This window comes from Serratia sp. YC16, assembly GCF_009707615.1.
Lineage (GTDB): Bacteria > Pseudomonadota > Gammaproteobacteria > Enterobacterales > Enterobacteriaceae > Serratia > Serratia surfactantfaciens.
Genome location: NZ_WLYN01000021.1, coordinates 1 through 25,116, shown reverse-complemented (window position 1 = coordinate 25,116; position 25,116 = coordinate 1). Strand labels below are relative to the sequence as shown.

Below are 25,116 nucleotides of genomic sequence, written 5' to 3'. Positions count from 1 at the left end.
ACAAAGAGAAAAGCCCCGAGTCGATATCCATCAATCCGAGGCCTACTCTAACGCGTGACAACGTTAAGTTAGCCTCTTACCCGCCGCGAGGCAAGGAGAAGAAGGCATGATGCCGAACAAACGGAGCCTGTTAAAATTGGTGGTTATTTGTGCCACGGTAATATCGCTGGCATGGATAACCCGCAGCACGCTGTGTGAGCTGCGTATCCGATCGGGCACTACGGAGGTTGCGGCCATTTTGGCTTACGAATCCGAACGGTAAGGCAACCCGGCGGCGGGGGTTTTGCCTCCGCCGGCCGGCAGTCGATGCGTTGATCCATGAGCACCCATCCATTCAAAAAAAACGGCGAGCCAAGGCTCGCCGTTTTCATGTTGATACCGGAGCTTATTTCAGGCCGGCGGCATCGCGCAGCAGCTCAGCTTTGTCGGTCGCTTCCCACGGGAAGTGCTCGCGGCCGAAGTGGCCGTAGGCGGCGGTTTCGCGGTAGATCGGCTGCAGCAGATCCATCATCTGGATCAGGCCGTATGGGCGCAGATCGAAGAATTCGCGCACCAGCAGCGTCAGCTGTTCGGTTGGCACTTTCTCGGTACCGAAGGTTTCCACCATGATGGAAGTCGGTTCCGCTACGCCGATAGCGTAAGAAACCTGGATCTCGCAGCGATCGGCCAGGCCGGCGGCGACGATGTTTTTCGCCACGTAGCGCGCCGCGTAAGCGGCCGAACGGTCAACCTTGGACGGATCCTTACCGGAGAAGGCACCGCCGCCGTGGCGTGCCATGCCGCCGTAGGTATCGACGATGATCTTACGGCCGGTCAGGCCGCAATCGCCCATCGGGCCGCCGATAACGAAACGGCCGGTCGGGTTGATGTGGTATTTGGTGCCCGCCGTCAGCCATTCCGCCGGCAGTACCGGCTTGATGATCTCTTCCATCACCGCTTCCTGCAGATCTTTCAGCGAGATGTCTTCGGAGTGCTGGGTGGACAGAACCACGGCGTCGATGCCGACAATTTTGCCGTCGTCGTACTGGAAGGTCACCTGGCTCTTCGCGTCCGGGCGCAGCCACGGCAGGGTGCCGTTTTTACGCACTTCGGACTGGCGCTGCACCAGACGGTGCGCGTAGGTGACAGGCGCTGGCATCAGCACGTCGGTTTCGTTGGTGGCGTAGCCAAACATCAAGCCCTGATCGCCGGCACCCTGCTCGAGAGGATCGGTACGGTCAACGCCCTGATTGATATCCGGGGATTGCTTGCCGATGGCGCTCAATACTGCGCAGGAGTTGGCGTCAAAGCCCATGTCCGAATGAACGTAGCCGATTTCGCGCACGGTCTGGCGGGTGATCTCTTCGATATCGACCCAGGCGCTGGTGGTGATTTCACCGCCGACCAGCACCATACCGGTTTTCACGTAGGTTTCGCAGGCGACGCGCGCTTTTGGATCCTGCTCCAGGATGGCGTCGAGGACGGCATCGGAGATCTGATCGGCGATTTTATCGGGATGTCCTTCGGAGACGGATTCGGACGTGAATAGGTGTTTAGCCATTGTGTTCTTTACCTTGCATAAGACGGGTTAGAAATTACTGCACAGCGCTGGAGATCCGGCATCGAAGCGAAGGGTCTTCCGCTGATGGCGCGAGATGCATCCTGCAACGCCCCTCAGGCAAAGCCGTTAAGCAGTTTATCAGTTAACCAGTATAGATGGATTAACATCTGGACGTCTATTTTAGGTCAGGGTTTAGCCAGATTGCCAGTAATTTTTTGCGCTTTCGCTCTTTTGCGCAAACCGGTTGGCGCCATTTTCATCGCTTGAAACAGTTTTCGGCGAATTTTCATTTTGCTTTTTCACCTGCTTACCGGTATAAACTGCGCGCGCGGTTCATTTGCTGCACAGTACGGCGATCTGACGTGGGGAAGGTGCGATAAACTTCCGCTTTGCATTCGCCGGCGTTGCGCTATTATCCGTCGCAGGCGTTCGCCGTGAGCGCCGCCGCTTCATCGAACGGTCACGTTCTTACACTATTTTAGAGGCTTGGTCGTTCACTCCGAACGACGCGCGTGGAGGTGGTTGGATTAATGATCCGTTGTCTACCGGTTGTTGGTTCCCAACAGCAGTGCCGTTCTGGCGCACATTCTTCTGCTATTTCCCGTCTTGTCTCTCTGTCACTTACCAGGTGCGATAAACACTTGGCCGCTACTCAGGATTCTCGGGCCGGCTAACGGTCGTCTGAAGAACTGAACAAGGGTAGCCTGCAGCCTTCCTGTGGGATGTTTCTTGGCCCGATTCACGAGGTTTGAACAGGGTGTCTTACAATTATATGAGTGATAAACCGATCGCTGACCGCGAACGGCAGTTCTCTTCGCTGCCGCCAGCGCGGCTTGTTGGGTTGTTCTCGCGGGTTGTAGCTGCGATAGTGGCTGACGGTTTCGTCAGTACGGAATGTGAGGCGAACCATGTCTGATGATCTGTTGATTCACCGCCCGCCGGTTGCGGGCGAGTCTTTATCTTTGCGCTCCATGCAGGAGGTTGCCATGAATGATCGTAATGCCAGCAAGATGCTGCGCACTTATAACGTCGCCTACTGGGGCAACAATTACTATGACGTGAACGAGCTGGGCCATATCAGCGTGTGCCCGGATCCGGATGTCCCACAGGCACGTGTCGATCTGGCAGAACTGGTGAAAGAGCGCCAGAAAGACGGCCAGCGTCTGCCGGCGCTGTTCTGCTTCCCGCAGATCCTTCAGCATCGCTTGCGTTCGATCAACGCCGCGTTCAAACGCGCGCGTGAGTCCTTCGGTTACCAGGGCGGCTATTTCCTGGTGTACCCGATCAAGGTGAACCAACATCGCCGCGTGATTGAGTCGCTGGTGAACTCCGGCGAACCGCTGGGGCTGGAAGCCGGCTCCAAGGCCGAGCTGATGGCGGTGCTGGCGCATGCCGGCATGACCCGCTCGGTGATTGTCTGTAACGGCTATAAAGATCGTGAATACATTCGCCTGGCGCTGATCGGGGAAAAACTGGGGCACAAGGTGTACCTGGTGATCGAGAAGATGTCCGAGATCAACCTGGTGCTGGAAGAGGCCGAACGGTTGAACGTCATACCGCGTCTGGGCGTGCGGGCGCGCCTGGCATCGCAAGGCTCCGGCAAATGGCAGTCGAGCGGCGGCGAAAAATCCAAGTTCGGTCTGGCGGCAGTGCAGGTGCTGAAGCTGGTGGAGACCCTGCGTGAAGCGGGCCGTCTCGACAGCCTGCAGTTGCTGCACTTCCACCTGGGCTCGCAGCTGGCCAACATCCGCGATATCGCCACCGGCGTGCGCGAATCGGCGCGCTTCTACGTTGAGCTGCACAAATTGGGCGTCAACATTCAGTGCTTCGACGTGGGCGGCGGTTTGGGCGTCGACTACGAAGGCACCCGTTCGCAGTCCGACTGCTCGGTGAACTACGGGCTGAACGAATACGCCAACAACGTGATTTGGGGCATCGGCGACGCCTGTAACGAACACGGCCTGCCGCACCCGACGGTGATCACCGAGTCTGGCCGCGCGGTAACCGCGCACCACACGGTACTGGTCTCCAACGTGATCGGCGTTGAGCGCAACGAGTTCAGCGAACCGCTGCCGCCGGAAGCCGACGCGCCGCGCGCGCTGGAAAGCATGTGGGAAACCTGGCTGGAAATGAACGAGCCGGAGAACCGCCGCTCGCTACGCGAATGGCTGCACGACAGCCAGATGGATCTGCACGACGTGCATACCCAATATGCGCACGGCATGCTGGATCTGACCAAGCGCGCCTGGGCCGAACAGCTGTATCTGAACATCTGCAACAAGATTCAGCAGCAGCTCGATCCGAGCAACCGCGCGCACCGCCCGATCATCGACGAACTGCAAGAGCGTATGGCCGACAAGTTCTACGTCAACTTCTCGCTGTTCCAGTCGATGCCGGATGCCTGGGGTATCGATCAGCTGTTCCCGGTGCTGCCGCTGGAAGGGTTGGATAAGCCGCCGGAAGGCCGCGCGGTGCTGCTCGACATCACCTGCGACTCCGACGGCACCATCGACCATTACGTCGACGGCGACGGCGTGGCGACCACCATGCCGATGCCGCCGTACGATCCGGAGAACCCGCCTGCGTTGGGCTTCTTTATGGTCGGCGCGTACCAGGAGATCCTCGGCAACATGCACAACCTGTTTGGCGACACCGCCTCGGTTGACGTGTACGTGTTCCCGGACGGCAGCGTTGAGACCGAGCTGTCCGACGAGGGCGACACCGTGGCGGATATGCTGGAGTACGTGCAGCTCGATCCGAGCGCGCTGTTGTCCAAGTTCCGCGATCAGGTGAAGGAAACCGATCTGGACGGCGAGCTGCAGGCGCAGTTTCTGGAAGAGTTTGAAGCCGGTCTGTACGGCTACACGTATCTGGAAGACGAGTAATTTCGTAAGGAAAAACGGGCGCTGGCGAAGCGCTCGTTTTTTTTCAACGCGTACCCTTCACACTGCCCCTCCCCGCTAATCAGTTATCACAAATTTGTTAACTTCCCGTGAGGACTTGGTCAACACTTTCTTTATAGGTTGTCTTTATCGGCTTTGCAGTAGTTGGATGCGGAGAAGGTCATGATGATCAACAGACGGCGATTTATTCTGGCTGGCGGCGGTTTATCCGCGCTGCTGGCGTTGGGATGGCGGCCTTTGCTGCAAGCGAATGCGGGGGCGCCGGAGCAATTTGCAGTCAATTACAGCGACCAACAGTGGCGTCAGCGCCTGACCGGCGCGCAATATCATATTCTGCGCGAACAGGGGACCGAAGCGCCCTATAGCAGCCCATTGAACGACGAACACCGCGCAGGGATATTCTCGTGCGCCGGATGTGGCCTGCCGCTGTTTTCTTCTGATACCAAGTTTGACAGCCACACCGGTTGGCCGAGCTTTTATCGGCCCCTCGAGCACGCCGTCGCCCAGCGTCGAGATCTCTCGTTTGGCATGGTGCGAGATGAAGTGCACTGCCGGCGCTGCGGTGGGCATTTGGGGCACGTATTCGACGACGGCCCACCACCGACCGGGCTGCGTTACTGCATGAACGGGGCTGCCTTACAATTTACGCCGCGGGCGGCATAGCGGAGAGAACGATATGTGGATCCTGATACTGGCTTACTTAGGCGGCATTTTGACCATCGCCAGCCCGTGCATTTTGCCGGTGCTGCCGTTCGTTTTTGCACGCGCAGACCGTCCGTTCTTGCGTTCCGGTTTGCCGTTGTTGGTTGGCATGGCGCTGACCTTCGCTTTGTTCGCCACGCTGGCTGCCGTCGGCGGGGGCTGGGTGGTCGCCGTCAATCAATATGGCCGCTGGCTGGCGCTGTTTCTGATGGCGCTGTTTGGCGTTACGCTGCTGTTTCCAGCGCTTGCCGAACGCGTAATGCGACCGTTGGTCTCCGCCGGTAATCGGTTATCGGATCGGGTTGCGGCGGACAAACAGAATTCAGTGGGTTCATCGTTGCTGTTGGGCGTCGCCACCGGCTTGCTTTGGGCGCCCTGCGCCGGGCCGATCCTGGGCCTGGTGCTCACCGGCGCGGCGCTGCAGGGCGCCAATGTCGGTTCGACGTTGCTGCTGTTGGCCTATGCCGCCGGCGCCGCTACGTCGCTGGCGTTGGCGCTGTTGATCGGCGGCAAGGTCTTTAGCGCCATGAAGCGTTCGCTGGGCGCCGGCGAATGGATACGCCGCGGTTTGGGAGTGGCCATGTTACTCGGCGTGGCGGCGATTGCATTCGGCCTGGACACCGGCGTACTGGCGCGGATTTCCACCGCATCTGGCGGCGGTATCGAGCAGCGGCTGGTGCAGGCGTTTAACCCGGCGAGCCGACCGGCGGCGCTGCAAACGACGGCCGACGCCGCTCCGGCGCTGGCCGATCTGGGGGAAATGCCTTCGCTGTCGGGTGCGGTGCAGTGGCTGAACTCACCGCCGCTGCAGGCCGAAGCGCTGCGCGGCAAGGTGGTGCTGGTAGACTTTTGGACCTACTCCTGCATCAACTGTCTGCGTTCTCTGCCTTACGTGAAAGCCTGGGCGGAAAAATACCGTGACCAGGGGCTGGTGGTGATCGGCGTACATGCCCCGGAGTTTGCCTTCGAAAGAGATGTCGCTAACGTTGCTAAAGAGGCTAAAAAACTCGGTATCGATTATCCGATAGCCATCGATAACAACTATCGCATTTGGCAGGCGTTCAACAACCAGTATTGGCCTGCGCACTATTTCATCGACGCCAACGGGCGCATACGCTACCAACATTTTGGTGAGGGCGATTATGCGCAGTCTGAGCGCGTAATTCAGACGCTGTTGAGACTGGCGGGAGGAAAAGACACCAGCACCGCTATCAGTCAGGTGCATGGGCAGGGCGTGGAGCAGGCCGCCAGTCGCCAGACGGATATCTCGCCGGAAACCTACCTGGGATATCAACGTGCCGAAAACTTCGCTTCGGCGCCTGCCGTTCAGGATAGCGCCGCTGACTATGCGGCCTCGCCCCTGTTGTCGCTGAACCACTGGGCGCTGGCGGGCAATTGGACCATCGGGGCAGAACGCGCCACGCTGAACACGCCTGACGGGCGTATCGTCTATCGCTTTCACGCTCGCGATCTGCATTTGGTGCTGGGCCCAGCCGCGACGGGGCAGCCGATCGCGTTCAAAGTCACGTTGGATGGCAAAGCGCCGGGTGAAATGCATGGTGTCGATGTGGCGCCGGATGGCAGTGGCGTGATAACCGATCAACGGCTTTACCAACTGATTCGTCAAACCGACGGGGCGGGAGAGCATACCTTCAGCATTGAATTCGAGCGGGCCGGTGTGTCGGCCTATGCTTTCACCTTCGGCTAATCCAGGGGGCAGAATGAAACGCGCAAACAGGTTTAACTCGCTGCTGAGCGCTTGCACCGTCGCCGGCGCGATGGCCCTAAGCGGCATGATCCTTTGGCAGGGAAATGCGTGGGCGCTGGGCGGTGAGGCGACGGCGGTAACGCTGCCCGCTCCGACGATAGATGAACCCGCAAATGCCTCGCACAGTGAAACCGCCATTTTCGCCGGTGGCTGCTTTTGGGGCGTACAGGGGGTTTTTCAGCATGTGAAAGGCGTGACCGGTGCGGTTTCTGGTTATGCCGGCGGGGCAGCGAAAACGGCGAATTATGACAACGTCAGCACAGGAATGACCGGTCACGCAGAATCTGTGGCGGTGACCTTTGATCCGACGCAGGTTTCCTATGGCGCGCTATTGCAGATATTTTTCTCGGTGGTGCACGATCCTACCGAACTCAATCGGCAGGGGCCGGATAGCGGCACCCAGTACCGCTCGGCTATCTTTCCGCAAAGTGCCGCACAACAGCGGATCGCCAGCGCTTATCTGGCCCAGCTGCAGGCAAGCCGCAGTTTTGAGCGGCCGTTGATGACCCGTATCGAAAGCAACGCTCACTTCTATTCGGCGGAAGCGTATCACCAGAATTTTTTAACCGATCACCCCGATGCGCCTTATATTCGGATTAACGACCTGCCGAAAATCAAGCAGCTTGAGCAGCGTTTCCCGACCCGCTACCGCCCACAGCCGGTGTTGGTCAACGTAAACGCGCGATGAGCATCTGCAGTTGGACGGCGTTCTTCTGTACTTGCTAAACTTGCTAACGACGAGCGGCCAGGATCATTTGCGTGCTTGAAGCGCGGACAAAATACGGTGATAATCCGCCTTATCGGCAATACCGAAACAAACATCGAATTACCCGTCATACTTGAAGTTGCCTCTGTGTTGGCGGCGTGCGTTCATCCCAGTCACTTACTTGAGTAAGTTCCTGGGGATTCCCGCCCTGGCCTTCTTGATGCAACTCCAATTATCCAGGGTATCAATCCCTTCCTCGTCGGGCTAACGACGCGGGAGGGATTTTTTTTTGTAACGGCCCGGCATCTGCGCCCGGCAACTTGTTGAACTACGAGGGTTTACTATGAGCACCTTAGGCCATCAGTCCGATAATTCATTAGTGTCCAACGCCTTTGGTTTCCTGCGCTTTCCGCTGAACTTCATGCCTTACGACAGCGATGCAGAGTGGGTCATCACCGGCATTCCGTTTGACATGGCGACCTCCGGTCGCGCCGGTGGCCGTCACGGCCCGGCGGCTATTCGTCAGGTATCCACCAACCTGGCCTGGGAAGGCAACCGCTGGCCGTGGAGCTTCGATCTGCGCGATCGTCTGAACGTGGTTGACTGCGGCGACATCGTGTTCAACTTCGGCGATGCGCAGGACATGAGCGACAAGCTGCAGGCGCACGCGGAGAAACTGCTGAAGGCCGGTAAGCGCATGCTCTCGTTCGGTGGCGACCACTTCGTCACCCTGCCGCTGCTGCGCGCGCACGCCAAGCATTTCGGCAAACTGGCGCTGGTACACTTCGACGCCCATACCGATACCTACGCCAACGGCAGCAAGTTCGATCACGGCACCATGTTCTACCATGCGCCGAACGAAGGCCTGATCGATCCGCATCACTCAGTACAGATCGGCATTCGCACCGAGTTCGACCATGACAACGGCTTCACCGTGCTGGACGCCGCGCAGGTGAACGATCGCAGCGTGGACGACCTGCTGACGCAGATCAAAGGCATCGTCGGCGATATGCCGGTGTACCTGACCTTCGACATCGACTGCCTGGATCCGGCGTTTGCACCGGGCACCGGCACGCCGGTGATCGGCGGCCTGACTTCCGATCGTGCGCTGAAACTGGTGCGCGGCATGCAGTCGCTGAACATCGTCGGCATGGACGTGGTAGAAGTGGCGCCGGCCTATGACCAGTCCGAGATCACCGCGCTGGCCGCGGCGACCCTGGGCCTGGAGATGCTGTACCTGCAGGCGGCGAAGAAACACGCCTGACGCCAGGACACTCCTCGCTAAAAAAGCGGCTCCCATCGTATGGGGCCGCTTTTTTTATTTCATTTGTCGCCCTCCGCACTGCGATTTTCAGCCTGTTGCAACGCCTTTGCGCAATTCTGCGCAGAAATGAAACTGAGTCAGTAAAAAGAAACGGGGGCAACGGAGAGGATGAATATACTGCGCGCGGGTGCTCTGGATCTTTGTATCTGGAGCCTGCGTGAAAGGTACAAAGAGAAAAGCCCCGAGTGATATCCATCAACCCGAGGCCTACTCTAACGCCCANCAAGGAGAAGAAGGCATGATGCCGAACAAACGGAGCCTGTTAAAATTGGTGGTTATTTGTGCCACGGTAATATCGCTGGCATGGATAACCCGCAGCACGCTGTGTGAGCTGCGGATCCGATCGGGCACTACGGAGGTTGCGGCCATTTTGGCTTACGAATCCGAACGGTAAGGCAACCCGGCGACGGGGGATATCCCCCGTCTGCTGGTTGTTGGCGTCCAGATCCCTGAGCACCCACTTAAAGCATTCGGTTTTCCGCTACGCAGGAGAGGGGAACGGGGTTATGCCCGCTTCATCTGCCGCGCCAGCAACATGCGGCCAAACAGTGCGCCGCCTGCCAGCAGCGTCAGCAGCTGCGAGGCGATCAGCACCGCAAAGCCTGAAGACACCTTACCCTGGCTGGCCATCACCATGCCCATCGCCATCGGCACAAACGCCGAGAACAGATTGCCGATGCCGTTGATCAGCCCATAGGCGCTGCCGACCGCCTCCGGCCGCGCATAATGTTGCAGTAGGGTCGGGATCGCCGCGCCTTGCGCGCCCCAACAGGCATTGGCCGCCAGCAGGAAGAAGGCGATCCAACCAAGCTGATGGCTGCTCATCACGCCATAGATGCACAGCGCGGTCGCCGCGCCGCCGCAGACGAAGATCAGCGGAGCCTGATAAGGGCGGATACGATCGAGCAACACGCCACCGAGATATTTGGAGGCGATGCTGACGATGAAAGGCAGCGCGGCCATCCAGCCCATCTGCTTGATGGAGAAGCCCTTTTCATCGGTCAGATACGCCGGCAGCCAGGAGCTGGAGCCCCATAGATAGCTGAGCGTGGCGATCTCGATCAGCAGGATCCAGCCGAGCATCGGCGTGCGCCAGGCCAGCGCAAAGGTGTGCCAGACGCGGCCCAGCACCGGCTGCGGATCGGTGGGGCGCGAGGATGAAGACCGGGCGAGGGGATGAACGAACAGCCGCACCAGTGCCAGCCCCAGCAGCAGGTTGAGCAGCGCCAGCAGGTGAAACGACATCGCCCAGCCGAAATGCGCCATCAAAAAACTCACCAGCGGAAAGCCGAGCACCAGCCCCAACGAAACGCCCAGCGCGCTGACCGCGTTGGGCTTGCCGCGCTCGTCGGCGGCGAAATGATCGCTGATGTACATGGTCTTCAGCGAGAACAGCGGCCCTTCGCTGACGCCAAGCAGCGCGCGCACCACGCACAGCAGCATCAGCGATCCCGCCAGCGGCGAGGCGGCGGTGAGCAGCGCCCACAGCACCACGCTCAGCGTCAGCGCGCGGCGGTAACCCATCAATGTTTCCAGAAACGGCGTCAACAGCATGGCGGACAGGCCGTAGCCGAGTAAAAACACCGTCATCAGCGTGCCCTGATGGGCGCGGTCACCGCCGAGTTGGAAGTGTTGCAGGAAGTCAGGATTGACCAACATCACGGCGATATTGACCCGATCGGCATAGGCGATAACGATCAGAAACAGCAGGGCGATCACCCCAAACCAGCGTTGACGTTGTTGCACGGCGCGTTCCTCAGTGTGAGCGGTTGACGAATTCAGGCAGCAGTAAACTTACCCGCGGAGTCCATTGCGCAGAAACGCGGGGGGTCAGGCTAAGTTATGTAAATTTATTGTTATCAAATAGAGGTGAGAGACAGTGAGAGAACACTTTTACGCGCAATACGTCGCCGGAATCAATGCAATTTTTGCCATAAATTAGCGGGGGAGCGCACAACTGACATAGGTTTTTCATATCGGTGCATTATTTCGTGATCTTTCCCGCATTTGTCATTTTTAAACAACCTTTCATTAACATTTGCCGTTCCGCTCGCTTGACGAAAGTTTCGCCAGACTTATAGTGACTGTATTAAATAAGAAACTGAGTTTCATATATGAAACAATCAGATAGAGGACAAAAGCAATGAGCTGGAAGAATGTGTGCGAAGTGTCTCAGGTGAAAGAAGATTTTCCTTTCTCCGGCAAAGTGGAAGGAAAAGAGATCGGGGTTTACCTGCTCGACGGTAACTACTACGCGCTGGAAGACGTCTGCCCGCATGCTTATGCCTTGCTCAGCCAAGGGTTTGTAGATGACGGCAAGGTTGAGTGTCCGTTGCACGAAGCGCTGTTTGACGTGCGCACCGGCCAATGTCTGCGCGAGCCGGGCGGCCGCGATCTGCAAACCTATCCCACCCGGGTGGTCGACAACCAAATCCAGATCACCTTTATCGCGGAGGAGTAATCATGCAGCACATCACCGATTTCAATCCCTGGCTGCCGGACACCCAACAGGTGACGCCGGCCCGCGAAGGCGGCAACGGTCAAATTCATCAGCCGGGCCAGTTCCGCAACGTGGTTTGGCAAAACCGCGCCCGCGTGCCGGACGGTTTCGAAACCGCGCTGGTGGCGGCGCTGGAAACGATCTTCGATCAGGGAGCGGAGGAGCTGGAGCAGATCGTCAGCGCGTTGAATCAGCGCCGTCTGTTCGATCGCAGCGGCCAGCCGTGGAATGAGGCGACATTCCGCGAATTCCTTCACGTTAACGGTTTCTGAGCGACACCCGGGAGAAGACAATGACAGCAAACACAACATCCTCCGAACAGAGCTTGCAGGACTATCTTGACCAGGGATTGCGCGGCATGTGGTATCCGGTGCTGGCCAGTTGGGAAGTGGGCAACAACCCGGTCGGCATCACCCGTCTGGAGCAGCAAATCGTGGTGTGGCGCGACGGTGAAGGTCAGATCCACGCGTTGGAAGACCGCTGCCCGCACCGCGGCGCGCGGCTTTCCATGGGGTGGAATCTCGGCGATCGCATCGCCTGCTGGTACCACGGGGTGGAAGTCGGCGGCGACGGGACGGTAAAAGACGTGCCGGCGGTGGATCGTTGCCCGCTGGTGGGCCAAAAATGCTTGCGCTCTTACCCGGCCAAAGAAGCCTATGGCGCCGTGTTCCTCTATTTCGGCGTGACGGCGGATGAAGCGCCGGCGGAGCTGACTTTCCCGCAAGAGCTGGCGGACGAAGCGTCGTACAGCCACTTCTTGTGCACCGCCAGCTGGAACTGCAACTACCAATACGCCCTGGAAAACGTGATGGATCCGATGCACGGCACCTACCTGCACTCTTCCTCGCACTCGATGGCGGAAGGGGACCGCAAGGCGGACATGGGGCTGGAGCCGACCGACAGCGGGTTTATCTTCAAGAAGAATGGCCAGATCGGCGTCAACTTCGACTGGGTGGAGTTTGGCAACAGCGGCGCGTATTGGATGCGCCTGTCGATCCCGTATAAGAAGCGCTTCGGGCCGGGCGGCCACTTTTGGATCATCGGCATGGTGGTGCCGGAAGACAAGGATCACTGCCGGGTGTTCTTCTGGCGCATCCGTAAGGTCAAAGACTGGCAGCGCGACATGTGGCGCTTCATGTACCGCAATCGCCTGGAATCATTGCATTGGGACGTGCTCGAGCAGGATCGCATCGTGCTTGAAAACATGGCGCCTAACGCCCGCGGCCGCGAATATTTGTACCAGCACGACGTCGGCCTTTCTCGCCTGCGCCGCCTGATGCAGAAAGAAGCGCAGAAACAGCTGGCGACGCTGCGCGAGCGGGAGGCGGCGCAGTGAACGGCCTGCTGAACGGTAAACGCATCGTGGTCACCGGCGCGGCGCGCGGCCTAGGCTATAGCTTCGCCTCCGCCATTGCCGCCGCCGGCGCGCAGGTGGTGATGTGCGACATTCTGGCGGATGAGCTGGCGGCGAGCGGCGCCGCGCTGCGTGAGCAGGGCGCTCAGGTGGAAACGCAAACCATCGATCTGGCGTCTCCGGATTCGATCCGCTCGGCGTTCGATAAGATCGCCGGCGGCGGCGGGATCGACGGGCTGGTGAACAACGCGGCGCTGGCGACCGGCGTCGGCGGTAAAACCATGATGGAATACGATATCGATCTATGGGATCGGGTGATGCAGGTGAACGTGCGCGGCACCTGGCTGGTGAGCCAGGCGGCGGTGCCGCTGCTGGCGCGCAGCCCGCACGCCAAGATCGTCAACGTGGCGTCGGACACCGCGCTGTGGGGCGCGCCGCGCCTGATGGCCTATGTCGCCAGCAAAGGTGCGGTGATCGCGATGACCCGATCGATGGCGCGCGAGCTTGGCCCGCAGGGTATCTGCGTTAACGCCATCGCGCCGGGCCTGACGCGGGTGGAAGCCACCGAGTATGTGCCTGCCGAACGTCATCAGCTGTATGAGCAGGGGCGTGCGCTGGCCGGCGCGCAGCATCCGAACGATGTAAATGGAACGGTGCTTTATCTGCTGTCGTCGCTGGCGGATTTCGTCACCGGCCAACTGTTGCCGGTCAACGGCGGCTTTGTATTCAACTGACGGCCCACAGGGCAGGCGCACAGCGCAGGAGCGAAACATGGCGGACGAGCAAGCATGTAAATATCTGATCCCGGGACTGGATCGCGGGTTGCAGTTGCTGCTGGCGTTTGGCGAGCAGCATAAGGAAATGACCTTCGCCGAGCTGCACCGTCTGGTCGATATGCCGAAGGCCACCGCCTACCGCGTGGTGCAAACGCTCGAGCATCTGGGCTTTTTGGAGCGCAATCCGCGCACCAACACTTTTGCGCTGGGCATCAAGGTGCTGCGCCTCGGCTTTGAATACATCGCGTCGCTGGACGTGGCGCAGGCCGGCCAGCCGGTGATCGAGCAGCTGCGCGATCGCAGCCAGTGCAGCAGCCATCTGGCGATCCGCGACGGACGCGACGTGATCTATATCGCCCGCGTCAGCGCCGCCGGTTCACAGATCAATCAGGTCAGCGTCGGCACCCGCTTGCCGGTACACCAAACCTCGCTCGGGCGCATGCTGTTGACCAGCGCCACCCGCAGCGAGTTCGAACAGCTTTACCCGGATGCCCAGCTGCCGGGCAATGCGCCGGGCACCCCGGCGGATCGCGAAACGCTGTGGCAAATGGTGCAGCAAGACAAAGCGCGCGGCTATGTGATCGGCGAATCGTTCTTCCGCCACGGCATCTCCTCGATCGTCTACCCGATCTTCAACCGCGAGCAGCGGGTCGAGGCGGTGGTCAGCATCATGGTGCCGTCCGATGAGATCCCGAAAGCGGATCGCGAGCGGCTGCGCATGGAAGTGCGCGACGCGGCGGAGAAAATTTCCGGCTTCCTGGGCGCGCCGCCGCAGGCCAACGTCGGCTAACCGACAGAACCGACTCTTTTACTCAGGCAGGGATAAGGCCCATAGCAAACAGGGGCCGGGGTTCGATCATGCCTGAAAAACGTATGCAGCGAGAACGTGAGGCTGAACAATGAGCGTAATCGGAATCGAAAAACTGGAATTTGGCGTCGAAGATCTGCCAACCTGCGAAAAATTCATGCGAGACTTCGGCCTGCAACCCGCCGCACAACAAGAGGGCGAACCGCAGCGCGAATTCACTACCCTGAGCGGGGCGCGGGTCGTCCTGCATCCGATGCAAAGCGCGGTGCTGCCTGCGGCGTTTGAAGGCGGTTCCACCCTGCGCCGCATGACCTGGGGCGTGGCCTCGCCCGCCGATCTGGCGCGCCTGCAGCCGCGTTTGGCGCTGATGCCCGGCTTCCGTCAGGTGGGAGAAGCGCTGGAATGCCTCGATCCTAACGGCATGACGCTGCGCTTCGTCGTCAGCCGCCAGCAGGCGGTCGAGGTGCCGGTCACGCCGATCAACCAATGGGGCGACGTGCGCCGCATCGATCAACCCAGCCCGGTCTATTCGCAAGCGCAGCCGATCAACATCGGCCACGTGGTGTTCTTCGTTGAGGATCTGGCGGCGACCGAGCGTTTCTACCGCGAGCTGTTGGATTTCCAGGTATCGGATCGCTACATCGATCGCGCCGTTTTCCTGCGTACCCAGGCGCGCGGCGGCCACCATAACCTGTTCCTGCTGAAGCTGCCTAATCGTCCACGCGGCCTGAACCATGTGGCGTTCACCGTGCGCGATATCCATGAGGTGATCGGCGGCGGCATCGCCATGAACAAAGAGCGGTGGAGCACCTTTATCGGCCCCGGCCGTCACCCGATTTCCTCGGCCTATTTCTGGTACGTCAACAGCCCGACCGGCGGCGCGTTCGAGTACTACACCAACGACGATTATCTGACGGAAAACTGGCAGCCGCGTGAGCTAGAGCATTCGCTGGTCTCCTTCACCGAATGGGCGGTAGAAGGCGGCATCGATCACGACACGCGCCGCCAGCATAAAAAGGCGGAGGCGTTATGAACCAGCCGGAACACGCGGGCATCGTCATCGTCGGCGGCGGCCAGGCCGGCGGCTGGGCGGCCAAGACGCTGCGCGACCGGGGGTACAGCGGCCGGCTGACGGTTGTCAGCGACGAACCCTACGATTTTTACGAGCGGCCGCCGCTGTCGAAAGCGGCGCTGCTGGATGCCGCCGCTCCCCTCAGCCGGCTGTTCAGCGAACAGGCGGTGGCAGAGCTGAATATCGACTGGCGCCGCCCGCTACGCGCCGAATCCATCGACGCAGAGCATCAAGTCGTGACGCTCAGCGACGGGCAACGGCTGCAGTTCGAGCAGTTGCTGATCGCCACCGGCGGGCGGCCGCGTTTGCCGGGCGCCGCCTGGGCGCAGCACCCGCGCGTCATGACGTTGCGTTCCTGGGACGATGCGGCCCGGTTGCGGCAGGGGCTGCAGGGCTGCCGTCGCCTGGCGATCGTCGGCGGCGGTTGGATCGGGCTGGAGATCGCCGCTTCTGCGCGCCGTCTCGGCGCCGAGGTGACGGTGTTTGAACGCCAACCCGCGCTGTGCATGCGTAGCGTCGGCGCCGACGTCTCACAGGCGTTGCTCGAGCTGCATCGCCAGCAGGGCGTCACGCTGTTGTGCGGCTGCGGCGAAATCTTGCTGGAAGATCGTGACGGCGCGGCCTGGATCGGCAGCGAACTCAGCGATCCGCAGGCGTTCGATCTGGTAGTGGTGGGGATCGGCGTCGAGCTGAATCTCGAACTGGCGCGCAGCGCCGGGTTGGCGATCGAGTCCGGCATCGTGGTCGACGGTCAGGGGCGCACCAGCCATCCGGCGATCTTCGCCGCCGGCGACGTGGCGCGCCACCCGACGCTCGGCCTGTGCCTGCAGTCCTGGGCCTACGCGCAAAATCAGGCCATCAGCACCGCCTGCGCGATGCTCGATGCCTTCGCCGCCCCGTATGACGACGTGGCCTGGCTGTGGTCGGATCAATACGACGCCAATATCCAGATCCTCGGCGTGCCGAGCGGTGGCGTGCACCATGTGGTGCGCCGCACGCCGCAGTCACAGGTGTTCTTCACGTTGAACGCCGATCGGCAACTGGTGCAGATGGTGGCGTTTAACGATGCGCGCACCATCAAGCTCGGCAAGCGTTGGCTGGCGAGCGGCCGGGTGCTGGATCCGCAGCAACTGGCGGATGCGGAGTTTTCTTTGATGGCGTTGAAATAACGCCCGAACCTCGGGAGCGTTTTATGACTACTCAAGACATTGACGCCCGCGCTGGACGGGCGGGGGAAACCGTTGCCGAAAATCCGCAGCAGCGGGTGCGCTGGTCGGTGCCGATCGCGCTGTTTGCCTGCGTGCTGCTGGCGTTTTTCGACAAGATCAGCATCGCTGCGCTGTTTTCCGACGCCGAGTTTCAGCAGGCGTTGGGCATCGGTTTTGACCCGGCGCGGCTGGGGTTGCTGATGAGCGCGTTTCTGTTCTCGTACGGCATTTCTTCGATGCTGCTCAGCGGCATTGGCGATCGGCTTAACCCGGTTAAAGTATTGATTGGCATGATGGTGGTGTGGGGCGTGCTGATGGTGTTGATGGGGCTGGTGCGTTCCTATCACGCCATGATGACGCTGCGCATTCTGCTCGGCATCGCCGAAGGGCCGCTGTTGCCGATGGCTTACGCCATTATTCGCCAGGCCTTCCCGCCGCAGCTGCAGGCGCGCGCCACCATGCTGTGGCTGCTCGGCACGCCGCTGGGGGCCGCGCTCGGCTTCCCGGTTACCCTGTACATCCTCAATACCTTCGACTGGCAGGCGACCTTCTTCTTTATGGCGTTTCTGACGCTGCCGGTGATGCTGCTGGTGCTGTTCGGCATGCGCCACCTGAACGTATCGCGTCCGGCGGCGGCGGCCAAACCGGCGGTTTCCGAGCGCAAACAGCACCGCCGCGAGCTGTTGCGCAGTCCGCACTTCTGGATGATTTGCCTGTTCAACATCGCCTTCCTGACCTACCTGTGGGGCATGAACGGCTGGCTGCCGAGCTACCTGATCAAGGGCAAAGGCATTCATCTGGAGCATGCCGGTTACCTCTCTTCGCTGCCGTTCATCGCCATGCTGCTCGGCGAAGTGCTGGGCGCCTGGCTGTCGGACAAGCTGGATCGTCGCGCGCTGGCCTGCTTCCTGTCGCTGTGCGGCGCCGGTCTCGGCCTGGCAGTGGTGCTGCATCTGCAGGGCACTTACAGCGTGATCGCCGCCATGGCCTTCAGCACCTTTATGTGGGGCGCCGGCGCCCCGAATATTTTCGCACTGTTGGCAAAGGCGACCAGCAGTAAGGTCAGCGCCACCGCCGGCGGCATCTTCAACGGATTGGGCAATTTTGCCGGCGCGCTGGCGCCGGTGCTGATGGGGGCGTTGATCGCCGCCACCGGCAATATGGATAACGGCCTGCTGTTCCTGGTGGTGATGGCGTTCGTCGGCTGCCTCATTCTGCTGCCGTTGCTGAGAAAGTACTGATTAATCAATCGATTCAACAGAGGAGTGACAACATGTCTCAGGTTGAGAACAAAGCCGGCGTCAAGCCGCAGGATCTGTCGATAGAGAACTGGGTGGAGTCGCGCATCGCCCGTTTCGAAGGCCGGAAATACGACTGGAATGCGCTGAAATTCCAGGCCGACTTCGATCCGAAATACCGTCGTGCGCAGATGCGCTACATCGGCACCGGTGCCACCGGCGTGGCCAGCGACGCCAATACCATTCCGGCGGGCAACTTCACCTTTTCCACCATGGTGCTGCCGTCGAAGTGCGAGGGCCCACTGCACCTGCATGACGACGTGGAGGAAGTGTTCTTCATGCTGAAAGGCAGCATCACGCTGATGATCCAGGATGGCGAAGAGTATTACGAGACCAAGCTGAAAGAGCGCGATCTGATCTCGGTGCCGGCGGGGGTGTATCGCGGCCTGTTCAATCACGGCGAGGAAGAGGCGCTGATGTGCGTGATGCTCGGCACCGCCAAGCCGGAGATCCCGACTTATCCGGCGGATCACCCGCTGTCCAAAGTGAAGCGCAACTGATGAACGGCTTGGCGCAACGCCAACGGGCGCACTGCGGGGCGTACACCCTGAGCTGGCGCGAGGCTGGGCAGGGGCGGCCGGTAGTGTTGCTGCACGGCATCAGCTCCGGATCCGCCTCGTGGATCAAGCAGTTCAACGAGAGCGGCCTGACGGAGGGGCACCGTCTGGTGGCGTGGGACGCGCCGGGCTACGGCGGCAGCCTGCCGTTGGCGGATCCGCAGGCCGATGCCGCCGGTTATGCGGCGGCGTTGGCGGCGCTGATTGATGAGCTGCAGCTGGTGCAGCCGCTGATCGTCGGCCATTCGCTGGGGGCGCTGATCGGCAGCGCCTACGCCGCCGGCTATCCGGATGGGCTGTGCGGGCTGGTGTTGGCGGATCCGGCGCAGGGGTACGCTACGGCGCCGGAGGAAAAACGCCGGCAGGTGTACGGCCAGCGCCAACAAATGATAGAGACGCTGGGGCCGGTCGGCTACGGCGAGCAGCGGGCGGCGGCGTTGCTGCGCGAAGGGGCGGATCCGCAGGACATCGCCTGGGTGCGCAACGGCATGCAGCAGCTCGATCCCGACGGTTTTCTGCGCGCCGCCTGGATGCTGGCCAACGACGATATTGGCCGTTATCTGGCGCGCTATCGCGGCCCGCTGGAAGTGTGGTGCGGCGAACAGGATCGCATTACGCCGCCGGAGAACGCGGGCGAGCTGGCGCGCGATCAGGACGCGACGCTGCGCCTGATCGCCGCCGCCGGCCACGCCAGCTACCTCGACGCACCGGGGTGTTTCAACCGCTATCTGCGGGACTTTACGGGAGCAATCCAACGATGAATTTTCAGCTTGAGAATCGAGTGGCGGTGGTGACCGGCGGTTCGTCGGGCATCGGTTTCGAAACCCTGAAGCTGCTGCTGGCCGAAGGTGCGAAGGTGGCGTTCTGCGGCCGCGATCCGGACAAACTGGCCGGCGCGGAGGCCAGCCTACGCGCGGACTTCCCGCAGGCGGAGATCCTGGCGCTGCGCTGTGACGTGTTGGACGCGCAGCAGGTGACGCAGTTCGCCGCCCAGGTGACGGCGCATTTCGGCGGCGTGGATCTGCTGATCAACAACGCCGGCCAGGGCTTCGTCGCGCATTTTGACCAGACGCCGCGCGAAGCCTGGCTGCATGAAGCCGAGCTGAAGCTGTTCGGCGTGATTAACCCGGTGCAGGCGTTTTTACCGGCGCTGGAGCGTTCGGCGATCGCGTCGATCACTTGCGTGAACTCGCTGCTGGCGCTGCAGCCGGAAGAACACATGATCGCCACCTCGGCGGCACGCGCCGCGCTGCTCAACATGACGCTGACGCTGTCGAAAGAGCTGGTGGACAAAGGCATTCGCGTTAACTCGATCCTGTTGGGGATGGTGGAGTCGGGCCAATGGCGCCGCCGTTTCGAAGAGCGCAGCGATAAAGATCAAAGCTGGGAGCAGTGGACGGCGGCGATCGCCGAACGGCGCGGCATCCCGATGAAGCGCCTCGGCAAACCGCAGGAGCCGGCGCAGGCGCTGCTGTTCCTCGCTTCGCCGCTGGCTTCCTTTACCACCGGCGCGGCGCTGGACGTTTCCGGCGGCTTTAACCGCCATGTGTAGCAGGGGCCGAAAAAGATGAAGAAGATCATGATGATTGGCTACGGTGCGATGGCGAAGGAAGTGATCGCCCGTTTGCCGGAAGGCGTGGAGGTCGGCTGGATCCTGGCGCGCGCAGCTCATCATGCGGCGATCGCCGAGGCCTTCGGCGGACAGGTGCAGGCGCTGACCCATCCCGAGCAGTGTTCGCAGCGGCCGGATCTGGTGCTGGAGTGCGCCAGCCAGCAGGCGGTGGCGGAGTTCGGCGAAGCGGTGCTGCAACGCGGTTGGCCGCTGGCGGTGATCTCGACCGGCGCGCTGGCGGACGCCGCATTGCAACAGCGGCTGCAGCAGGCCTGCCGCAGCCATCAAGGGCGGCTGATCGTGCTGTCCGGTGCGGTGGCGGGAATGGACGGGTTGGCGTCGGCGCGCGAAGGCGGGCTGGAGAGCGTGACCTACCAGGCCAGCAAAAGTCCGGCCAGCTGGCGCGGCAGCCAGGCGGAGCAGTTGATCGACCTCGATGCGGTGAGCGAGGCGCAGGTATTTTTTGAAGGATCGGCGCGCGAAGCGGCGCGTTTGTTCCCGGCCAACGCCAACGTGGCGGCCACCATTGCGCTCAACGGCCTGGGGATGGACGCCACCCGGGTGCGTCTGCAGGTCGATCCCGCCACCCGGCGCAATACCCATCGTCTGCAGGTGTGCGGCGATTTTGGCGAGTTCCACATCGAGCTGAGCGGCACCCCGCTGGCGAGCAATCCCAAAACATCAACCCTGGCGGCGCTGAGCGCGGTACAAGCCTGCCGCCGTCTGGTGGACGGCGGTTTTATTGCCTGAAGGGCAGGAGCGAAGCATGGAACGATTGAATATTTTTGTCGCCGGGCGCTGGCGTGAAGGGCGTGGCGAAGAGATGACTTCGGTATTCCCGGCCGACGGCAGCGTCAACGCGCGGCTGCGCGCCGCTAACGTCGAGGACGTGAACGAGGCGGTGGAGGCGGCGGAACGCGCCTGGCGCGCGCCGGAGTGGCGCGGGTTGGTGCCGCATCAGCGCGCCTCGATCCTCTACCGCGTCAGCAACCTGATCCTGGCGCAGCAGGAGCAGTTGGCCGAGCTGCAGACCCGCGACAACGGCAAGCCGCTGGCGGAAACCCGCGGCCTGGTGGCCAGCGCGGCGGCGACCGCGCGCTACTTCGCCGCCGCCTGCGAAGTGTTGGAAGGCGAGTTGCCGACCCCGCGTAGCGCCGAGGTGATGACGCTCAGCCAGTATCAGCCGATGGGGGTGATCGCCGCCATTACGCCGTGGAATTCGCCGATCGCCAGCGAAATGCAGAAGGTGGCGCCGGCGCTGGCGGCGGGCAACGCGGTGGTGCTCAAACCGGCCGAAGCCACGCCCCTGATGGCGCTGAAGCTGGCTGAGCTGTTCGAACAGGCGGGTCTGCCGGCCGGGTTGCTCAGCGTATTGCCGGGCAAAGGTTCGGTGATCGGCGAGGCGTTGGCGCGTCATCCGCTGGTGAAAAAGATCGCCTTTACCGGCGGTACCGGTACCGGGCGCCATTTGGCGCATATCGCCGCCGACAAGCTGATCCCCACGTCGCTGGAGCTGGGCGGTAAATCGCCGACCATCGTGCTGGAGGACGCCGATCTGGAACAGGCGGCGCGCGGCATCTGTTACGGCATTTTCAGCTCCGCCGGTCAGGCGTGCATCGCCGGTTCGCGGCTGTTCGTGCATCGTTCGCTGTATCAGCCGTTGCTGGCGCGCTTGACCGAACTGACGGCGGGGTTGCGCATCGGCAACCCGCTGGTGCCGGGTGTGCATCTTGGTCCGCTGATCAGCGCCAAACATCGGCAAAGCGTGGCGGACTACGTGGCGCTGGCGCGGCAGGAGGGCGGCCGGGTGCTCATCGGCGGCGAAGCGCCGGCCGATCCGCTGTTGGCGAACGGCAGTTATTACCTGCCGACCATCATCGAAGGATTGAACAACGACGCTCGCGTCTGCCAGGAGGAGATCTTCGGGCCGGTGCTGGTGGCGCTGCCGTTCGACGACGAACAACGGCTGATTGAACAGGCCAATGACTCGGTGTACGGCCTGGCGGCCGGCATCTGGAGCCGTGATTTCCCGCGGGCGATGGCGCTGGCGGAACGGCTGGAAACCGGCACCGTCTGGGTCAACACCTACAAAACGTTCTCGATTTCCACGCCGTTCGGCGGTTTCAAGGAAAGCGGGCTGGGCCGCGAAAAAGGCCTGAACGGCATCAAGGCCTACATGCAGCAGAAAAGCGTGTATCTGGCGCTGAGCCATCAGGTGAACCGCTGGAGCGACTAGGCCGACACCTCTACGCATAATCCTAATAACGAATACCCTAAGAAGGCAGATGATGAGCGATAAAATCACGGTTGGCGAGGCGATAGCCCAGACTCTGGAACAGTACGCGGTGTCGGCGATGTACGGCATCATTTCGATTCATAATCTGCCGATCGCCGATGCGGTGGGGCAGCGCGATAAGATCCGTTTCGTGCCGGCGCGCGGCGAAGCGGGGGCGGTCACCATGGCCGACGCGCACGGGCGCTTCTCCGGCCTGGGCGTGGCGTTGACCAGCACCGGTGCCGGCGCCGGCAACGCGGTGGGGGCGATGATTGAGGCGCTCAACGCCAACACGCCGCTGTTGCATATCACCGGCCAGGTGGAGAAAGCCTATCTTGACGCCGACGCCGGCTTTATTCATGAAACCCGCGATCAGCTCGGCTTCCTGCGCGCCTGTTCCAAGCGCGCTTATCGGGTCAATTCGCCTGAGCAGGCGGTGGCGGTGATCCAGCGGGCGATCCTGGATGCGCAAACCGTGCCCTGCGGCCCGGTGGCGGTCGAGATCCCGATCGATATTCAAAGCAGCCTGGTTTCCCGTTCGGTGCTGAGCGAACCGTTGGCGCCGGCGCCATTGCCGAAGGCGGATGATGCGGCGGTGGAGCGGCTGCATCAGCGGTTGAAACAGGCCAAGCGTCCGCTGCTGTGGTTAGGCGGCGGCGCCTTGGCCTGCGGCGACGCGGTGCGCAAGCTGGCGGACGCCGGCGTGGCGGTAATCTCCAGCACCCACGGGCGCGGCATTCTGCCGGACAGCCATCCACGTAGCCTGCGGGCGTTCCATAACTCACCGAGCATCGAAGCGATCCTGACGCAGTGCGATCTGACGCTGGTGGCCGGTTCGCGCCTGCGCAGTAATGAAACCCGCACCTGGACGCTGCCGCTGCCGCGCCCGCTGGTGCAGATCGACATTGATCCGGCGGCGGCCAACCGCAATTACCTGGCCGATGAGCAGGTCAACGGTGACTGCGTCGCGCTGCTGACGGCGCTGGCGGCGCGGCTGGCCCCCGGCGAGAAGGTCAACGCCGAGTGGGATGCCGAGATCGCCGGAGCGGTGCGGCAGGCGGAGAACGCGCTGCGTCAGCAGTCCGGTGAATACGCCAAACTCAATGACGCCATCGACGCCGCGCTGCCGCAGGATGGATTGCTGGTGCGCGATATCACCGTTTCCGGCAGCGTCTGGGGCAGCCGTTTGTTCCGCGCGATCTCGCCGCTGTGCAACATTCACTCGCTGGCGGGCGCCATCGGCATGGGGCTGCCGATGGCCATCGGCACCGCGATTGCCAACCCGCAGCGCAAGGTGGTGGGGCTGGTGGGCGACGGCGGTCTGGCGCTGGGCCTGGGCGAGCTGGCGACCATGGCGCAGGAACAGGTGAATATCACCCTGCTGATCATGAACGACGGCGGCTATGGCGTGATGCGCGGCATTCAGGACAAGTACTTCGCCGGGCGCCAGTATTACAACGAGCTGCACACGCCGGCCTTCACCCAGATCGCCGAAGCGATGGGGCTGAAAGCCTGGAAGGTGGACGCAGCGGCACAGTTCAACGGCGTGCTGGCCGAGGCGATCAACTACCCGGGGCCGTCGGTGGTAGAGGTGGACATGAAGCAGGTCGGGCCGCTGACCTTCGCCGGGCCGCCGCAGAAAACGCTGTATTGAGACGGAAAAAAACGCCCGGCAATCGCCGGGCGTTCTTGCGGTTATTTCTCTGCGGCGATGCGATCGCGAATGTGCTGCGCGCGCGCTTGGGAAGAAGGGTGATCGTCGAACAGGCTGCTCTGGCGGCCGGCTTCCATCTGGGCCAGCTTCTCGAAGCTGGTGGCCAGACCGTTCGGATCGATGCCGCGTTTTTTCAGCAGATCGAACGAGTAATCATCCGCTTCGCTTTCCTGCTTCTGCGAGAACTGGGCGCTGACCAGCTTCTCGCCGATGTCTGCCAGCTGCGACTGCGACAGTGAACCGATGACGCCGCCGGCGGAGGACGCCGCGGTGCGCAGCGCCACGGTGCCGTAAGCCACCTGCATCGCCTTGCGGGTGTGGCCCAGCGCCACGTGGCCCATTTCGTGGCCCAGCACGCCTTCCACTTCGTTGTCGTTCATCATGTCCATCAGGCCGCTGTAAACGCGGATGCAGCCGTTGGCCATCGCCCAGGCGTTGACGTCTTTGGTCACGTAGACCTTGTAGTTGGCCGGGGTGCCGTTGATGTTGTCGCCCAGCGCCGCGGCGATTTTGTTGAGGCGCTTGGCGTAGGTGCTGTCGGCTGGCGCGATTTGTGCCTTGCTGTCCATCTCGGCGCAGGATTTATCACTCAGGGCCTTAACGTCGTTGTTGCTCAGGGTCGCCGCCTGGAACGCCTGCGCGCCGGACTGCATCAAGGTTTCGGTGTTCAGGTTTTGACAGCCGGTTGCCAAGGTGGCAATGCCCAACGCAATCAAAGAGGTACGGATCTTCATAACGCCATCTTCCTGTGAAGGTAACAAGGTAAAAAAGTCATTTTGCTTGGAGGAAATCTTGTCGCAAGAGCCTAGTGTACGCCAGCCGGGGCGAGAATAGTGTTATTCCGAAAAAGCGTCCAATCGTGCTAATAAGTGGTGAACTCGCTCTCATTTGGCATTAGGGATTGCCGTTGTGATGTGGAGTCTGAGAAAATAGGGAACTTGACTGCTTTTTTTATCCGACCTGGAGTAAAACATGTCCTCTCGTAAAGAGCTTGCCAAC

24 protein-coding genes are annotated in these 25,116 nt (G+C 61.5%); 21 read left to right on the top strand and 3 right to left on the bottom strand.

Going from position 1 to position 25,116, the window contains the following annotated elements:
• The first annotated feature begins 109 nt into the window (after positions 1–109).
• A complete protein-coding gene (locus GKN89_RS24050) occupies positions 110–262 on the top strand; it encodes a Hok/Gef family protein (RefSeq protein ID WP_004937610.1) in 153 nt (50 codons plus the stop codon).
• Positions 263–385: 123 nt separating this feature from the next.
• Here GKN89_RS24050 and metK read toward each other — a convergent pair whose 3' ends face one another.
• Positions 386–1,540, bottom strand: coding sequence for a methionine adenosyltransferase (metK, locus tag GKN89_RS24045; protein WP_019456054.1), 1,155 nt, complete (start codon positions 1,538–1,540; stop codon positions 386–388).
• A 908-nt stretch (positions 1,541–2,448) separates the two neighbouring features.
• Here metK and speA point away from each other — a divergent pair.
• The 6 genes from speA to GKN89_RS24010 all read left to right on the top strand — a co-directional run bounded on the left by speA (position 2,449) and on the right by GKN89_RS24010 (position 9,337).
• Entirely contained in the window at positions 2,449–4,425 is a 1,977-nt protein-coding gene (gene speA, locus GKN89_RS24035; protein WP_019456053.1) for a biosynthetic arginine decarboxylase, read from the top strand.
• A 180-nt stretch (positions 4,426–4,605) separates the two neighbouring features.
• Positions 4,606–5,106, top strand: coding sequence for a peptide-methionine (R)-S-oxide reductase MsrB (gene msrB, locus GKN89_RS24030; RefSeq protein WP_019456052.1), 501 nt, complete (start codon positions 4,606–4,608; stop codon positions 5,104–5,106).
• Positions 5,107–5,119: 13 nt separating this feature from the next.
• Positions 5,120–6,853 (top strand): cytochrome c biogenesis protein DipZ, encoded by a 1,734-nt coding sequence (locus tag GKN89_RS24025; protein ID WP_019456051.1) that lies wholly within the window; start codon positions 5,120–5,122, stop codon positions 6,851–6,853.
• A gap of 13 nt (positions 6,854–6,866) precedes the next feature.
• Positions 6,867–7,601 carry a peptide-methionine (S)-S-oxide reductase MsrA gene (gene msrA, locus GKN89_RS24020; protein WP_154747902.1) on the top strand — a complete coding sequence of 245 codons (735 nt, stop codon included), beginning with the start codon at positions 6,867–6,869 and terminating at the stop codon, positions 7,599–7,601.
• 361 nt (positions 7,602–7,962) lie between these two features.
• Positions 7,963–8,883 carry an agmatinase gene (gene speB, locus GKN89_RS24015; protein WP_004937606.1) on the top strand — a complete coding sequence of 307 codons (921 nt, stop codon included), beginning with the start codon at positions 7,963–7,965 and terminating at the stop codon, positions 8,881–8,883.
• A 301-nt stretch (positions 8,884–9,184) separates the two neighbouring features.
• Positions 9,185–9,337 carry a Hok/Gef family protein gene (locus GKN89_RS24010; protein WP_004937610.1) on the top strand — a complete coding sequence of 51 codons (153 nt, stop codon included), beginning with the start codon at positions 9,185–9,187 and terminating at the stop codon, positions 9,335–9,337.
• 110 nt (positions 9,338–9,447) lie between these two features.
• Here GKN89_RS24010 and GKN89_RS24005 read toward each other — a convergent pair whose 3' ends face one another.
• Positions 9,448–10,689, bottom strand: coding sequence for an MFS transporter (locus tag GKN89_RS24005; RefSeq protein WP_211129715.1), 1,242 nt, complete (start codon positions 10,687–10,689; stop codon positions 9,448–9,450).
• Positions 10,690–11,086: 397 nt separating this feature from the next.
• Here GKN89_RS24005 and GKN89_RS24000 point away from each other — a divergent pair, with 397 nt between their 5' ends.
• The 14 genes from GKN89_RS24000 to GKN89_RS23935 all read left to right on the top strand — a co-directional run bounded on the left by GKN89_RS24000 (position 11,087) and on the right by GKN89_RS23935 (position 24,057).
• The gene (locus GKN89_RS24000) at positions 11,087–11,404 is read left to right on the top strand and encodes a non-heme iron oxygenase ferredoxin subunit (protein WP_004937614.1); all 318 of its coding nucleotides are present in this window, start codon (positions 11,087–11,089) and stop codon (positions 11,402–11,404) included.
• 2 nt (positions 11,405–11,406) lie between these two features.
• The gene (locus tag GKN89_RS23995; protein ID WP_019456046.1) at positions 11,407–11,715 is read left to right on the top strand and encodes a recombinase-like helix-turn-helix domain-containing protein; all 309 of its coding nucleotides are present in this window, start codon (positions 11,407–11,409) and stop codon (positions 11,713–11,715) included.
• 20 nt (positions 11,716–11,735) lie between these two features.
• Positions 11,736–12,779, top strand: a complete 1,044-nt coding sequence (locus tag GKN89_RS23990) for an aromatic ring-hydroxylating dioxygenase subunit alpha (protein WP_025160349.1) — start codon at positions 11,736–11,738, stop codon at positions 12,777–12,779.
• Positions 12,776–13,531, top strand: a complete 756-nt coding sequence (locus tag GKN89_RS23985) for an SDR family oxidoreductase (protein WP_063917997.1) — start codon at positions 12,776–12,778, stop codon at positions 13,529–13,531. Before GKN89_RS23990 ends, GKN89_RS23985 begins: the two co-directional genes overlap by 4 nt.
• Before the next feature lie 37 nt (positions 13,532–13,568).
• Complete coding sequence (locus GKN89_RS23980; protein ID WP_004937625.1) at positions 13,569–14,363, top strand: IclR family transcriptional regulator; 795 nt, start codon at positions 13,569–13,571, stop codon at positions 14,361–14,363.
• A 109-nt stretch (positions 14,364–14,472) separates the two neighbouring features.
• On the top strand, positions 14,473–15,414 hold the full coding sequence (locus GKN89_RS23975; protein ID WP_063917996.1) for a VOC family protein: 942 nt from the start codon (positions 14,473–14,475) through the stop codon (positions 15,412–15,414).
• Positions 15,411–16,622, top strand: coding sequence for an NAD(P)/FAD-dependent oxidoreductase (locus tag GKN89_RS23970; RefSeq protein WP_154747899.1), 1,212 nt, complete (start codon positions 15,411–15,413; stop codon positions 16,620–16,622). The genes GKN89_RS23975 and GKN89_RS23970 overlap by 4 nt, the downstream gene beginning before the upstream one ends.
• 23 nt (positions 16,623–16,645) lie before the next feature.
• Positions 16,646–17,902, top strand: a complete 1,257-nt coding sequence (locus tag GKN89_RS23965; protein WP_016930045.1) for an MFS transporter — start codon at positions 16,646–16,648, stop codon at positions 17,900–17,902.
• A 32-nt stretch (positions 17,903–17,934) separates the two neighbouring features.
• Positions 17,935–18,459 (top strand): cupin domain-containing protein, encoded by a 525-nt coding sequence (locus GKN89_RS23960; RefSeq protein ID WP_019456040.1) that lies wholly within the window; start codon positions 17,935–17,937, stop codon positions 18,457–18,459.
• On the top strand, positions 18,459–19,277 hold the full coding sequence (locus GKN89_RS23955; protein WP_154747898.1) for an alpha/beta fold hydrolase: 819 nt from the start codon (positions 18,459–18,461) through the stop codon (positions 19,275–19,277). Before GKN89_RS23960 ends, GKN89_RS23955 begins: the two co-directional genes overlap by 1 nt.
• Positions 19,274–20,068, top strand: coding sequence for an SDR family oxidoreductase (locus tag GKN89_RS23950; protein ID WP_154747897.1), 795 nt, complete (start codon positions 19,274–19,276; stop codon positions 20,066–20,068). Before GKN89_RS23955 ends, GKN89_RS23950 begins: the two co-directional genes overlap by 4 nt.
• 15 nt (positions 20,069–20,083) lie before the next feature.
• A complete protein-coding gene (locus GKN89_RS23945; RefSeq protein WP_154747896.1) occupies positions 20,084–20,878 on the top strand; it encodes an aspartate dehydrogenase in 795 nt (264 codons plus the stop codon).
• 16 nt (positions 20,879–20,894) lie between these two features.
• Positions 20,895–22,364 (top strand): aldehyde dehydrogenase, encoded by a 1,470-nt coding sequence (locus GKN89_RS23940; RefSeq protein WP_154747895.1) that lies wholly within the window; start codon positions 20,895–20,897, stop codon positions 22,362–22,364.
• Between the two features lie 52 nt (positions 22,365–22,416).
• Positions 22,417–24,057, top strand: a complete 1,641-nt coding sequence (locus tag GKN89_RS23935; protein WP_154747894.1) for a thiamine pyrophosphate-binding protein — start codon at positions 22,417–22,419, stop codon at positions 24,055–24,057.
• A gap of 41 nt (positions 24,058–24,098) precedes the next feature.
• On the opposite strand, the gene GKN89_RS23930 is transcribed toward GKN89_RS23935, so the two are convergent.
• Positions 24,099–24,851 carry a M48 family metallopeptidase gene (locus GKN89_RS23930; RefSeq protein ID WP_019456034.1) on the bottom strand — a complete coding sequence of 251 codons (753 nt, stop codon included), beginning with the start codon at positions 24,849–24,851 and terminating at the stop codon, positions 24,099–24,101.
• Between the last annotated feature and the right edge of the window lie 265 nt (positions 24,852–25,116).